Source organism: Thiomicrospira microaerophila, from assembly GCF_000934765.1.
Lineage (GTDB): Bacteria > Pseudomonadota > Gammaproteobacteria > Thiomicrospirales > Thiomicrospiraceae > Thiomicrospira > Thiomicrospira microaerophila.
In genome coordinates, this window is sequence record NZ_JYNN01000049.1 from 1 (window position 1) to 15229 (window position 15229).

Annotated in this window: 13 protein-coding genes and 1 tRNA gene; all 14 read right to left on the reverse strand. The window is 43.2% G+C overall.

The features are described 5' to 3' along the window. Positions 1–92 (reverse strand): GTP-binding protein (locus NA59_RS14830; protein ID WP_017397055.1); only part of this gene is annotated, 92 nt, incomplete at its 3' end. A 27-nt stretch (positions 93–119) separates the two neighbouring features. Beyond that, positions 120–2222, reverse strand: a complete 2103-nt coding sequence (fusA, locus tag NA59_RS11080) for an elongation factor G (protein ID WP_044412496.1) — start codon at positions 2220–2222, stop codon at positions 120–122. 63 nt (positions 2223–2285) lie between these two features. Next, positions 2286–2759 (reverse strand): 30S ribosomal protein S7, encoded by a 474-nt coding sequence (rpsG, locus tag NA59_RS11085; RefSeq protein ID WP_044412499.1) that lies wholly within the window; start codon positions 2757–2759, stop codon positions 2286–2288. A 54-nt stretch (positions 2760–2813) separates the two neighbouring features. Further along, entirely contained in the window at positions 2814–3191 is a 378-nt protein-coding gene (gene rpsL, locus NA59_RS11090; protein WP_044412503.1) for a 30S ribosomal protein S12, read from the reverse strand. Positions 3192–3330: 139 nt separating this feature from the next. After that, complete coding sequence (gene rpoC, locus NA59_RS11095; RefSeq protein WP_044412506.1) at positions 3331–7563, reverse strand: DNA-directed RNA polymerase subunit beta'; 4233 nt, start codon at positions 7561–7563, stop codon at positions 3331–3333. Further along, entirely contained in the window at positions 7563–11621 is a 4059-nt protein-coding gene (gene rpoB / locus NA59_RS11100) for a DNA-directed RNA polymerase subunit beta (protein ID WP_044412509.1), read from the reverse strand. The genes rpoC and rpoB overlap by 1 nt, the downstream gene beginning before the upstream one ends. A gap of 172 nt (positions 11622–11793) precedes the next feature. Continuing rightward, positions 11794–12162 (reverse strand): 50S ribosomal protein L7/L12, encoded by a 369-nt coding sequence (rplL, locus tag NA59_RS11105; RefSeq protein ID WP_044412512.1) that lies wholly within the window; start codon positions 12160–12162, stop codon positions 11794–11796. Positions 12163–12196: 34 nt separating this feature from the next. Next, positions 12197–12697 carry a 50S ribosomal protein L10 gene (gene rplJ / locus NA59_RS11110; protein WP_044412515.1) on the reverse strand — a complete coding sequence of 167 codons (501 nt, stop codon included), beginning with the start codon at positions 12695–12697 and terminating at the stop codon, positions 12197–12199. A 158-nt stretch (positions 12698–12855) separates the two neighbouring features. Then, positions 12856–13545, reverse strand: coding sequence for a 50S ribosomal protein L1 (gene rplA, locus NA59_RS11115; RefSeq protein WP_044412519.1), 690 nt, complete (start codon positions 13543–13545; stop codon positions 12856–12858). Between the two features lie 4 nt (positions 13546–13549). Further along, on the reverse strand, positions 13550–13978 hold the full coding sequence (rplK, locus tag NA59_RS11120; protein ID WP_044412522.1) for a 50S ribosomal protein L11: 429 nt from the start codon (positions 13976–13978) through the stop codon (positions 13550–13552). 50 nt (positions 13979–14028) lie between these two features. Further along, positions 14029–14562, reverse strand: a complete 534-nt coding sequence (nusG, locus tag NA59_RS11125; RefSeq protein WP_044412525.1) for a transcription termination/antitermination protein NusG — start codon at positions 14560–14562, stop codon at positions 14029–14031. Between the two features lies 1 nt (position 14563). After that, positions 14564–14947 (reverse strand): preprotein translocase subunit SecE, encoded by a 384-nt coding sequence (secE, locus tag NA59_RS11130; protein WP_044412528.1) that lies wholly within the window; start codon positions 14945–14947, stop codon positions 14564–14566. A 60-nt stretch (positions 14948–15007) separates the two neighbouring features. Next, a tRNA-Trp gene (locus tag NA59_RS11135) sits at positions 15008–15084 on the reverse strand. A gap of 50 nt (positions 15085–15134) precedes the next feature. Further along, positions 15135–15229, reverse strand: a 95-nt coding sequence (locus NA59_RS14835) for an EF-Tu C-terminal domain-related protein (protein ID WP_198401100.1), incomplete at its 5' end; no start/stop codon positions are given.

Genomic DNA, 15229 nt, shown 5'->3' on the forward strand with positions numbered 1-15229 from the left:
GCCGCTGTCAATGTAGTTTTTCCATGGTCAACGTGACCAATTGTGCCTACGTTTACATGGGGCTTGTTACGTTCAAACTTAGCTTTTGCCATGATTAATATCCTTTATAAAAAATTAAATTAAGAACCTTTTTTTGCTTTCGCAATAATTTCTTCTTGAACTGAGGCAGGGGCTTCAGCATACTTTGAGAAAGTCATCGCATAACTGGCACGACCCTGCGATAGAGAGCGAACATTGGTTGCATAGCCAAACATTTCTGACAATGGAACCTCAGCCTTCAACTCTTTACCGGTTGGCGTATCTTCCATACCCTGGATCATACCACGACGTCGGTTAAGATCACCCATTACGTCACCCATATATTCTTCTGGCGTAACAACTTCAACAGCCATAATCGGCTCAAGAATAACAGGGCGCGCTTTTTCAACACCATTCTTAACACCCATGGATGAGGCAATTTTAAACGCCATTTCGTTCGAGTCAACATCATGATAAGAACCATCGAAAACAGTAACCTTAACATCAACGACCGGATAGCCGGCAATAACACCGTTTTCCAACTGCTCTCTAGCACCCTTCTCTATCGCAGGAATGTATTCACGCGGAACCACACCACCCACAATTGCATTTTCAAATGTAAAGCCTGTACCTGGCTCTTGCGGCTCAATACGCAACACAACATGACCATACTGACCACGACCACCAGACTGACGAACAAATTTACCATCCGCCTCAACAGACTGCCTAATAGTCTCACGATAAGAAACCTGAGGAGCGCCAACGTTTGCTTCAACGCTGAACTCACGCTTCATACGATCCACAATAATATCCAGGTGGAGCTCGCCCATACCAGAAATAATTGTCTGGCCTGTTTCCTCATCTGTTCTTACTCTGAACGAAGGATCCTCAGCCGCCAACTTTTGCAGTGCAATACCCATTTTTTCTTGGTCAGCTTTTGTTTTTGGCTCGATAGCAATCGAAATCACTGGCTCAGGAAACTCCATACGTTCAAGCGTAATGATGTTATTTAGATCACAAATCGTATCACCGGTTGTTACATCTTTAAGACCAACTACACAGCCGATATCACCTGCGCGCAACTCTTTAATTTCTTCACGAGAGTTAGCATGCATCTGGATTAAACGACCCGCACGTTCTTTCTTGCCCTTAACTGGGTTATATACTGACTCGCCTGAGTTTAGGACACCTGAATAAACACGCACAAACGTTAACGTACCCACATAAGGGTCAGTCATCATCTTAAATGCTAACGCTGCAAACGGCTCATCATCTGATGACTTACGTGAGGCAGGCTCATCATTATCCAAAATACCCTCAATAGCAGGCACATCAAGTGGTGATGGAAAATACTCAATGACAGCATCTAACATCGCCTGCACACCAATATTTTTAAAACTTGACCCACAGAACATAGGGATAATTTCGTTATTGATACAACGTGAACGAATACCTTGTTTAATCTGCTCCTCAGAAAGCTCACCGCCCTCAAGGTACAAATTCATTAAATCTTCATTTGCCTCTGCAGCTGACTCTACCAACTGCTCACGATACGATTCACAGTCATCCAACATATCAGCAGGAATATCTTGGTACTCAAAAGTAAGGCCTTGTGTTTCAGGATTCCAGAAGATGGCCTTCATTTTCAAAAGATCAACTAAACCGCGGAAATTATCTTCAGCACCAATGGGTAATTGCATCACAACAGGTGTCGCACCCAAACGCGTCTTAACCTGCTCAACGACGCGCAAGAAATCAGCGCCCGCACGGTCCATTTTATTGACATAACCCATACGTGGAACGTTATACTTGTCTGCCTGGCGCCATACAGTTTCAGACTGTGGCTGAACACCACCTACTGAACAAAAAGTGGTAACTGCGCCATCCAATACACGCAATGAACGCTCTACCTCAATGGTAAAGTCAACGTGACCCGGGGTATCAATTACGTTTATACGGTGCTCGGGAAACTGCTTAGCCATGCCTGACCACATACAAGTGGTTGCCGCTGAAGTAATGGTAATCCCACGCTCCTGCTCTTGTTCCATCCAATCCATGGTGGCACCACCATCATGAACTTCACCAATTTTGTGTGACTTACCTGTATAAAACAGAATGCGCTCGGTAGTTGTCGTTTTACCGGCATCGATGTGAGCCATGATACCGATATTACGGTAACGCTCTAAAGGGGTTTGACGTGCCACTTTACTAACCTTTTATTTGATTGAATTAAAGAATAAAGGCCCGTCAAGGGCCCTTGTTGAATTTTACCAGCGGAAATGAGAGAACGCTTTGTTAGCCTCAGCCATTCTGTGAGTATCTTCTTTTTTCTTAATCGCAGAACCACGATTTTCGAGTGCATCAGATAATTCACCAGCCAAGCGTAACATCATGCCTTTTTCACTACGCTTACGCGCTGCTTCAACAATCCAGCGCATAGATAACGCCATTTTTCTTTCAGGACGAACCTCAACAGGAACCTGATAAGTAGCACCACCCACACGGCGTGACTTAACCTCTACCAATGGGCCTACATTTTCCAGCGCATCTCTTAACAAGGCAGCATGATCGCCACCTTTACGACGCTCAACAACCTTGTCTAAAGCGTCATAAACTATTTTTTCTGCTACTGCTTTCTTACCACTGACCATGATCATATTTACAAATTTTGTCAGGGTTACATCACCAAACTTAGGATCAGGTAATACTAATCTTTTTGGTATCTCTCTTCTTCTTGCCATTCTTACGTCTTCCGGTATAAAAGAATCTAAAAAAAGCTAGCGTATGTCAAAGGCTTATTTACCTTTTGGACGCTTAGCACCGTACTTAGAACGACCTTGTTTACGCTCATTAACACCAGAGCAATCTAATGCTCCACGCACTGTATGATAACGCACACCAGGCAAATCCTTAACACGCCCACCACGAATCAAAATCACGGAGTGTTCCTGTAAGTTATGACCTTCACCACCAATATAGGTAGATACTTCAAAACCATTTGTTAAACGAACACGCGCAACTTTACGCAGGGCTGAGTTAGGCTTTTTAGGGGTAGTGGTATAAACACGCGTACACACACCACGGCGCTGAGGACATGACTCCAACGCAGGTACTGTAGACTTTTTAACTTTGTCTTTACGCGGCTTACGAACCAACTGGTTTATTGTAGCCATTAAAACTTCTCCAAATTTGAGACTGAACTCATTTACCAATTAAATATTTGCAGACCTTAAAGTCTGCAAATAAGGTTTCAAGATTTTAGTGATGGAATAACGATATGTCAAGCATTAACTACTTGAAATTTTGGTTATTTTAAACATCACTTTCTTCGGGCTCAAATAGCCTATCATCAACAACAGGCATTTCAGCTAAAATTTCTTCATCAATTTGCTCTTCAGCACCCGCACGCATAAATGCTTTAAGCTCATCATCAATAATATCTGTCGCACGCTTTCTTGCTTGATGATAAGCAAAGCCTGTACCTGCTGGAATCAAGCGCCCCACAATTACGTTTTCTTTTAGCCCTACCAGCGTATCACGTTTACCGCTAACAGCGGCCTCAGTAAGAACACGGGTTGTTTCTTGAAAAGATGCCGCAGAAATAAAGGACTCCGTTGCCAATGATGCCTTTGTTATACCTAACAATACACGCTCATAAGTGGCTTCCACTTTACCCTCTGCCCGCATTTTTTCATTCAATTGCAGAACGCGGGCATATTCAGTTTGCTCACCCTTAATCAACCCAGTATCACCCGCCGACTTTACCTCAACTTTTCTTAGCATTTGGCGAATAATAGCTTCAATATGCTTATCATTAATTCTTACACCTTGCAGACGATATACATCCTGTACTTCGTCAACAATGTATTCGGCTAAGCGCTCTACACCTAATAAACGCAGAATATCATGCGCATTGGCATTACCCTCTACAACGATATCACCACGCTCTACACGCTCACCATCAAAAATATTCACCGTTCGCCACTTAGGAATCAGTGTTTCATATTGCTCACCAGAATCCTGAGTAATGATTAAACGCTGCTTGCCTTTAGTTTCCTTACCAAAAGATATTACACCGCTCACCTCAGCCATTATGGCAGGCTCTTTTGGTTGACGCGCCTCAAATAAGTCAGCAACACGTGGAAGACCACCAGTAATGTCCTTCGTTTTAGAAGACTCTTGTGGAATACGCGCAAGAATATCACCTGCACCTACTGTTACCATTGACTGTACGAGTACAATTGAGTTTTCAGGCAAATAATAAATAACTGGCGTTTGGGTACCTGCAAAGCAAATACCTTCACCCGCATTATCCACTAAACGAATATATGGGCGCGCATCCTTCACCGATGATGAACGCTCTTTGGCACTTTTAACAACACGGGTAACCAGGCCTGTTAATTCATCAATTTTTTCCTCAACTGTGCCATCAAAGTTACCAAACTCAATTTGACCACTGACTTCAGTAATAACAGGGTGAGTATGCGGATCCCAGGTCGCAATAACCTGACCCGACACTAACTTCTCACCTTCAAGCACTTCAAGCATCGCCCCATAAGGAATCTTATAACGCTCTTTCTCACGACCCGACACATCAAGAATAGTAACTTCACCTGAGCGCGTGGTCACCATGACCTTATCAGCCGAGTTTTTAACTGTTTTAAGATTGTGGTACTTCACCGTACCCTCATGCTTAACTTCAACTTGACTTTGTGCCGCACTTTTGGATGCCGTACCACCAATATGGAAAGTACGCATGGTGAGCTGGGTACCTGGCTCACCGATTGACTGTGCCGCCATAACACCCACAGCTTCACCCATATTCACCATATGCCCACGCGCTAAATCACGACCATAGCACTTCTGACATACACCAAATTTGGTTTCACAGGTAATGGTTGAGCGGACCTTCACGCGATCAATACCGTGCTCATCAATCAAACTAACCAACTGCTCATCGAGTAACGTATCCTTCGCCACCAACAATTGACCGCTTGCACTCATCAGGTCTTCACTAATAACACGACCAAGAATACGCTCGCGTAGTGACTCAATCACATCACCGCCTTCAACATGAGCCGTCATTTCAACACCCGCATCGGTACCACAATCGTGCTCTGTGACGACGACATCCTGCGCAACATCAACCAAACGGCGCGTTAGGTATCCCGAGTTAGCGGTTTTAAGCGCCGTATCAGCCAAACCTTTACGCGCACCATGCGTTGAAATAAAGTACTGAAGTACGTTCAAACCTTCACGGAAGTTTGCTGTAATCGGTGTTTCAATGATAGAGCCATCTGGCTTGGCCATCAAACCACGCATACCGCCCAATTGACGCATCTGCGCAACCGAACCACGCGCTCCCGAGTCTGCCATCATATAGATAGAGTTAAAAGATGTTTCTTTTACCTCATTGCCCTTGGCATCTATGACAAGGTCAAACTGCAGTTCTTCCATCATCGCCTTAGTCACGAGCTCGTTAGTATGGGACCAAATATCGACGACCTTATTATAGCGCTCGCCTTCTGTAACCAAACCTTGCGCATACTGCATCTGAATTTCTTTAACCTGTCCATCAGCATGCTCCAGAATTCCGGCCTTCTCATCAGGAATCAACATGTCATCTGAACAGAAAGAAAGTCCCGCCATTGTTGACCACTTAAAGCCGGCATACATTAACTGGTCAGCAAACACAACCGTTTCCTTCGGACCTAAAACTCGATAGCAGGTATTTAACACCTTACTGATGTTTTTCTTGGTCAGATTAATGTTAATTAAATCAAAACTAAGCCCTTTAGGTAGTATACGACTCAATAGCGCACGGCCAACCGTGGTATCAACAATACGTGTAGCAACATGCTCCTTTTCACCATCAAAAATAGTTTCTTCCATTTTTAACTTGATTTTCGTATGAAGGTGAACCACTTTTGCTTCTAGTGCACGCGCAACTTCCTGCCAATTAGCAAAAGCCTTACCTTCACCGATCGCATTAATTTTTTCACGTGTAATATAATACAACCCGAGAACAACGTCTTGCGACGGCACGATAATAGGCTCACCATTAGCTGGTGAGAGTAGGTTATTCGTTGACATCATCAAAGTGCGCGCTTCAAGTTGTGCTTCAAGCGACAATGGTACGTGCACCGCCATTTGGTCACCGTCAAAGTCCGCGTTAAAAGCCGAACAAACAAGAGGATGCAGGTTAATGGCCTTACCCTCAATCAATACAGGCTCAAATGCTTGAATACCCAAACGGTGAAGTGTTGGCGCACGGTTCAACAACACAGGATGCTCGCGAATCACCTCGTCTAAAACATCCCAGACTTCTGGCAAACTTTGCTCTACCATTTTCTTGGCCGCTTTAATCGTAGGTGCAGAACCCCGTTTCTGTAGCTTGCTAAAAATGAAGGGCTTGAATAATTCAAGCGCCATTTTTTTAGGCAAGCCACATTGGTGCAGTCTTAATGTTGGCCCCACTACGATTACAGAACGACCTGAATAATCTACCCGCTTACCAAGTAGGTTTTGGCGGAAACGACCTTGCTTACCCTTAATCATATCCGCAAGCGACTTTAACTGACGCTTATTTGTACCGGTAACAGCACGTCCACGACGACCATTGTCTAGCAAAGAATCAACCGACTCTTGCAGCATACGTTTTTCATTGCGCACAATAATATCTGGCGCCATTAAGTCGAGCAAACGTTTCAAACGATTATTACGGTTTATTACTCGACGATACAAATCATTTAAGTCAGAAGTGGCAAATCGACCTCCATCCAATGGAACGAGTGGACGCAACTCTGGAGGCAACACAGGTAACACCTCCAACACCATCCACTCTGGTTTATTTCCAGAGCTTAAGAATGACTCAACCAACTTCAAACGTTTAGATAATTTTTTCTGCTTAGTTTCAGAAGAGGTACTCTCGACTTCTCCGCGCAATTTAACCGCTTCTTCAGCAAGATTAATTGACTGGAGCATACGCTTGATCGCTTCAGCACCCATCTGCGCTTCAAACTCATCACCGTACTCATCGAGTGCATCCAAATACTCTTCTTCGGTTAATAGCTGCCAAGGTTCTAGAGGCGTTAAGCCAGGATCCACAACCATAAAGGCTTCAAAATACAGTACCGCTTCAATTTCCTTTAAAGTCATGTCAAGCATTAAACCAATACGGCTTGGCAATGACTTTAAGAACCAAATATGCGCTACAGGCGAGGCAAGATCAATATGACCCATGCGCTCGCGCCGTACTTTCGACTGGGTTACTTCAACACCACATTTTTCGCAAATAACACCACGGTGCTTTAAACGCTTATACTTGCCACACAAGCACTCATAATCACGAATTGGGCCAAAAATCTTGGCACAAAACAAGCCATCGCGCTCAGGTTTAAAGGTACGATAATTGATCGTCTCTGGTTTTTTTACTTCACCATAAGACCAAGAACGAATCTTCTCAGGAGAAGCAAGTGACACTTTAATTGCATCAAATTCACTAGAAACGTTTTGTTTTTTTAAAAAACCGAGTAAATCTTTCATTAATCTTGCTCCAACTCAATATCAATACCTAATGCACGAATTTCTTTACGCAGCACACTAAAGGACTCTGGCATACCTGGCTCCATGTACTCATTGCCATCGACAATGTTTTTATACATCCGCGTTCTACCATTTAAGTCATCCGACTTCACGGTGAGCATCTCTTGCAGCGTGAACGCCGCCCCATAGGCCTCTAAAGCCCAAACCTCCATTTCACCAAAACGCTGACCACCAAATTGCGCCTTACCGCCCAGTGGTTGCTGCGTAACAAGACTATAAGGGCCTGTTGAACGCGCATGCATTTTATCGTCAACCAAATGGTTTAGTTTGAGCATATACATATAACCAACCGTAACCGTGCGATCAAACTCATCTCCTGTTCGACCATCAAACAAACGCATCTGACCTGACTCAGGAAGATCTGCCAAACGAAGCAATGATTTTATCTGTGCCTCATTCGCGCCATCGAATACAGGCGTAGCCATCGGCACACCTTTGCGTAGATTCTTCGCAAGCTCAATGATTTCATGATCACTAAAACTATCCAAGTCAACCAATTGACCTTGTGTTTCATTGTAAATCTTATGCAAAAAGCCACGAACCTCGACTAAATCGGCTTCACGTTTCAGCATTGCATCAATTTTTTCACCCAAACCCCAGGCCGCTAAGCCAAGGTGGGTCTCTAAAATCTGCCCGACGTTCATCCGCGATGGTACACCAAGTGGATTTAAGCAAATATCAACCGGACGTCCCGTTTCATCAAAAGGCATATCCTCAACCGGACAGATGCGTGAAATAACCCCCTTGTTACCATGACGACCTGCCATCTTATCACCGGGCTGAATGCGGCGCTTTATCGCAACATAAACCTTAACCATTTTAGATACACCAGGTGCAAGATCATCACCTTGCGTTAACTTCTTGCGTTTTTCCTCGAAAAGTTCATTTAACTCTTTACGCTTCGTTTTTAACTGATCTTCCAACAACTCAAACTGACGCACTAACTCTTCATTATCAACATTCAACCCAAGCCATTTCTTCTTTTCTGTCTTAGCTAAATAATTTGCATCAATAACGCTACCGTCTTTTAGCTTTTGACCCGTTAGCAAAGTGGCAACACGATCAAACGTATCTTGTTCCAAAATACGGTACTGTTCATCAATGTCCTTTCTAACCTTAGAAAGCTCTTCTTCTTGAATAGCAAGTGCACGTGCATCTTTTTTAACCCCTTCACGGGTAAACACCTGAACATCAATAACAGTACCTTCAATACCCTTGGATACCCGTAAAGAAGAGTCTTTAACATCAGACGCCTTTTCACCAAAGATAGCACGCAGCAGTTTTTCCTCTGGCGTTAACTGGGTTTCACCTTTAGGTGTAACCTTACCCACAAGAATATCACCCTGTTTCACTTCGGCACCTATATACACAATGCCACTTTCATCCAATCGCGATAACGCTGACTCTCCAACATTTGGAATATCAGCGGTAATTTCTTCCGGTCCTAGCTTCGTATCTCTAGCTAAACAAGTAAACTCTTCAATGTGTATTGTCGTATAACGATCTTCTTGAACCACTCTTTCAGAAACTAAAATAGAGTCTTCAAAGTTATAACCGTTCCAAGGCATAAAGGCGACACGCATATTCTGACCTAAAGCAAGCTCACCTAAGTCTGTAGAAGGGCCATCGGCTAAGACATCACCACGCGTAACAATATCGCCGGTACTGACAATCGGCTTTTGATTAATGCACGTATTTTGGTTAGAACGTTGATATTTAATTAGGTTATATATATCAACACCCGTTTCACCTTCAACAATTTCCGCATCATTAACACGCACAACAATACGTGATGCATCAGAAGATACAATTTCACCACCACGCTTGGCCACCACAGTCACACCAGAATCAATAGCCACCGTTTTTTCAATACCTGTACCCACCAACGGCTTATCAGCGCGTAACGTAGGAACGGCTTGACGTTGCATGTTAGAGCCCATCAGTGCACGGTTCGCATCATCATGCTCAAGAAACGGAATCAAGGCCGCTGCAACTGAAACAATTTGCTTCGGGGACACATCCATTAAATTAATGTCTTTAGATGATGACAAAGTAAATTCATTTTGATGACGTGCTGAAATCAGGTCATCTACAAACTCGCCCTTCTCATTCAATTTTGCACTCGCCTGAGCAATCACAAATTGTGCTTCATCAATGGCCGAGATATAAACTACTTCATCCGTTACACGCCCCTCAATCACTTTGCGATAAGGGGTTTCTAAAAAGCCATACTCGTTAGTTTTAGCATAAACAGCCAATGAGTTAATCAAACCAATGTTCGGACCCTCAGGTGTTTCGATAGGACATACACGACCATAGTGTGTGGGATGAACGTCACGCACTTCAAAACCAGCACGTTCGCGCGTTAGACCACCTGGGCCTAATGCTGAAACACGACGTTTGTGCGTAATCTCAGACAAGGGATTAACCTGATCCATAAACTGTGACAACTGACTCGAACCAAAAAACTCTTTAATCGCGGCGGATACAGGCTTGGCGTTAATTAGGTCCTGAGGCATTAAGCCTTCACTTTCAGCGTTATTTAAACGTTCTTTAACAGCACGCTCAACACGGACAAGTCCAACACGGAACGCATTCTCAGCCATTTCACCGACAGCACGAATACGGCGATTACCCAGCGTATCGATATCGTCTACCGTACTTTGGCCATTACGAATATTAACAAGCTCAGCAATAACATCAACAATATCTTGTTTTTCAAGAACCAAACTGCCCTTATTGTCTTCACGACCCAAGCGACGGTTTAACTTCATTCGCCCTACCGAGGATAGATCATAACGTTCTTCTTGAAAGAAAAGACCATTAAATAGCGCCTCCGAAGACTCTTTTGTAGGCGGTTCACCTGGACGCATCATTCGATAAATCTCAATCTGCGCCTCTAATTGCGTTGAGGTGGAATCTAGATTAATCGTGTCCGAAATATAGGGTCCGTGCAGCAGCTCATCAATATACAAGATGGCGAAATCGATCTTACCAATCGTAAACATTTTTTCAATTAAATCTTGTGTAATAACTGTATTAGCGAGCGCAACCAATTCACCGGTTGACTTATCAACAAGATTTTTAGCTAATGTTTTACCAAGCAAATATTCAGCAGGAACCTCAATCGACTTCACGTCGGCATCATTTAATTGCTTGATAACACGCGCGGTAATTCTAGCGCCTTCTTCAACAAAGGTTTCACCCTTTACAGAAATAGTAAATGCGGCTGTTTGACCTTTAAACTGCTCAGGGTTGAATGCAATATTAAACTTATTCTTAGCCAATTTAACGGCTGTGGTTTCGAAAAACTGTTCAATGATTTGCTCATTGTCATACCCCATGGCTCGCAACAATACCGTGACAGGCAGTTTACGGCGACGGTCAATACGGGTAAACAAGCAATCATTGTGATCAAACTCAAAATCTAACCAAGATCCACGATAAGGAATAATACGTGCATTAAATAAAATCTTACCTGACGAGTGAGACTTGCCCTTGTCATTGTCAAAAATAACCCCAGGCGAACGGTGCAATTGCGTCACAATAACGCGCTCGGTACCATTGATAACAAAGGTACCGTTATCCGTCATAAGAGGCATATCCCCTAAATAAACTTCCTGCTCTTTAATATCTTTAACCGGACGGTTGCCCACAGGTGCATCTTTATCATAAATAACCAAGCGCATTTTGACACGCAAAGGTGCCGCGTAGGTCACACCACGTTGCTTACACTCTGTTACATCAAATTCAGGCTGACCTAAATGATAGCTAACATAGTCCAAATCAGCTGTACCAGCAACGCCCTTAATAGGAAACACCGAAGCAAATGCGGCGTGCAAACCAACTGGCGCACGCTCTAATGGCTTTTTATCTTTTTGAATAAAATCATGATACGAACCTTTCTGCAATGAAAGCAAATAAGGCACGTCAAGCATGGAAGGGTTTGTAGCAAAGTCTTTACGGACACGTTTCTTTTCAGTTAAAGAATAGGTCATTGAATACCTCGACAAAGAACTAAATAAATGAAATAAATAGAGATTTCTATTTAAATGTATAAAACTGTAGTATCAGTTAAAATATCACACTTTTACACACTACCTAAAACAACAAATGGCCGACATCGAAATGTCAGCCATTTTGACTGCTTATGCAGCTAAAACAAGAGGATTACTTGATTTCAGCTTGTGCGCCTGCTTCTTCAACTTGCTTTTTAACCGCTTCAGCTTCGTCCTTAGACACGCCTTCTTTAAGAACAGTTGGAACATTCTCAACCGCTTCTTTTGCTTCTTTAAGACCAAGACCTGTAATACCACGAACCGCCTTGATCGCACCCACTTTGTTTGCGCCTGCAGAAGTAAGAATAACATCAAATTCAGTTTGCTCTTCAACCGCTTCAGCAGCTGCCGCTGGGCCAGCAACAGCAATGGCTGCAGCAGAAACACCAAATTTCTCTTCCATTGCAGAAATTAACTCTACAACTTCCATTACCGTCATACCCGCAACTGCGTCTAAAATATCATTTTGTGAAATAGCCATGTTTATATCTCCTAGATTGTTTTTTTGTTAAAAATTAAGCGGCCGCTGATTCTTTTTGCTCTTTAAGAGCAGCTAAGGTGCGCGCTAGTTTTTCAACAGGTGCTTTCATCACATACATTAACTTGCCAATAGCTTCGTCGTATGTCGGTAAGGCTGCAACAGCGTCAAGTTGTGACACATCAAGTGTGCCTGAACCAATTGATAACGCTTTAATTACAAATGCATCGTTCTGTTTTTTGAAGTCTTTTGCAATACGAGCCGCAGCAGACAATTCATTAGTAGAGAATACAAGTACGACTGGACCCACTAAAGAATCCGAAAGATCTTCAAAGGCGGTACCCGCAAGCGCTTTACGCGCAAGTGTATTCTTCACAACACGAATCACAACATCAGATTCACGCGCTTTAGAACGAAGATTAGTCATTTGTTCTACAGTCAAACCACGATACTCAGCTACTACCATTGCAACCGTTTTAGCCATTACAGCTGAAACTTCTTCAACGACAAGCTTCTTATCTTCAAGTTTAAGTGCCATTCTAACCTCCTTAAAACCCACCAAAAGATGGGTCACTCATCTACGTAGGTATCAAAACGAAATTAAGAGCATTATTTAAAATACTCACCTACGGTCTGCGATGGGCACTCACTATCTAGGAGACCCATAACGCAAATCTTAATGTTTAAACATTAAGATTAAATTGACGACTGCTCAACAGTGAGGCCTGGACCCATAGTGCTTGCAACAGTCACTTTCTTCATGTAAATACCTTTAGCGGCAGAAGGCTTAGCTTTGTTCAAGTCTTCAAGCAAGGCAGAAAGGTTTTCTTTTAATTTTTCGCTATCAAACGAAACCTTACCGATTGGCGCATGAATAATACCGCCTTTGTCTACACGGTAACGTACTTGACCGGCTTTAGCATTATTGATAGCACCAACGACATCCGGTGTTACTGTGCCCGTTTTAGGGTTCGGCATCAAACCACGTGGCCCTAGAACCTGGCCCAGCATACCCACAACACGCATTGCGTCCGGGCTTGCAACAACAACATCAAAGTCCATCATGCCTTTCTTGATTTCATCAGCCAAATCTTCCATACCCACAAAGTCAGCACCCGCTGCTTTTGCCGCAGCCTGGTTCGCTTCACCAGTGAAAACAGCAACACGGATGTTTTTACCTAAACCATTAGGCAAAACAGTGGCACCACGCACAACTTGATCAGACTTACGTGGATCAACACCTAACTTAACAGCCACTTCTACTGTTTCATCAAATTTCGCTGCAGCCAATTCTTTAATTAAATCTAATGCAGCAATAATTTCATAGCTAGCGTCTTTGTTGACGCGCTCAGCGATCATTTTTTGTTTTTTAGTAAGCTTAGCCATTCTATTACCCCTCAACCGTCAAGCCCATACTACGGGCAGAACCTTCAATAATCTTAACCGCAGACGCTAAATCATTTGCATTTAGGTCAGGCATTTTGGTAGTGGCAATCTCTTCAATTTGCGCACGCGTGACTTTTCCTACCTTATTTAGGTTAGGAATAGCACTACCGCTTTTAATGCCGGCTGCTTTTTTCAAGAGAATAGCCGCGGGCGGTGTTTTGGTAATAAATGTGAAGCTTTTATCACTATAAACAGTAATAACAACGGGTAAGGGCAAGCCTTTTTCAACATTACCTGTCTGCGCATTAAATGCTTTACAGAATTCCATAATATTTACACCACGTTGACCCAGTGCTGGACCTACGGGTGGACTTGGATTTGCAGCCCCTGCTGGAATCTGCAACTTAATATAACCTGCGATTTTCTTCGCCATAACTCAACTCCTAATGGGTAATAACGCCTTACGGCTTCCCTGTAAAAAAATCAGCTCTTTACTACCTGAGAAAACTCAAGCTCAACAGGCGTTGAACGCCCAAATATAAGAACTGACACCTGCAATCTATTTTTATCGTAATCGACACCTTCCACCACAGCTTCAAAGTCTGTAAAAGGACCATCTGTAACACGAACCATTTCACCAGGCTCGTAAATCACTTTTGGACGTGGCTTATCAACATTTTCTTCAACCCGTTGCAATATACGTTCAACTTCTTTTTTGCTTATAGGGGCTGGTCGATCACTCGTTCCACCAATAAAACCCAGCACATTCGGCACACTCTTAACTAAATGCCAACTGGACTCATCAAGCTCCATCTCAATTAAGACATAGCCTGGAAAAAACTTTCTTTCACTTGTTCTTTTTTTGCCATCGCGGATTTCAACAACTTCTTCAGACGGCACAAGAATTTGCCCAAAAGCGTCTTGAAGACCCGCTCTGTCAGCATACTCTTGAATTAACACCTTCACCTTATTTTCATAACCAGAATAAGCATGAACCACATACCATCTTTTTGCCATATCAGCCTCCTTGACCCGTCAGCAGCTTGACTGCCCACAAGAAAAACATATCAACCAACCAAAGGAAGATGCCGACAATGATCACCGCTACAACCACAATCAGGGTTGTTTGCGCTGTTTCTTTTCTTGTAGGCCAAACAACTTGGCGAACTTCTTTTTTGGTATGCACTATATAGCGAAACCAACTTTCACCTAGCGCTGTTTTATATACAATAAATCCAGCCAAGCCTACACCAACTAAAACCATTAAAATACGCACAACAGCGTGAAGATGAGAAAAGGCGTAATAGGCGACAACAGATCCGATCAACACAGCAACAGCCACGAAAAGCTTCACAGTATCCAGTGTATTTTTTGAACTCTCTACTTCAGACTTCTTATTCATAATTTGCCGCTAGAATTAAAAAAACGACCCGCATCTACGGACGCAGATCGTTATAGAATGTGGCAGGGGTAGAGAGACTCGAACTCCCAACCTTCGGATTTGGAATCCGCGGCTCTACCAATTGGAGCTATACCCCTGAATTTTACAAAAAAGGGACTATACCAGCCCCTTTTCAATTTAGCAAGATTTATTTTAAAATCTTAGAAACAACACCCGCACCAACTGTACGCCCACCTTCACGAATCGCAAAACGTAGACCTTCGTCCATCGCAATTGGGTTGA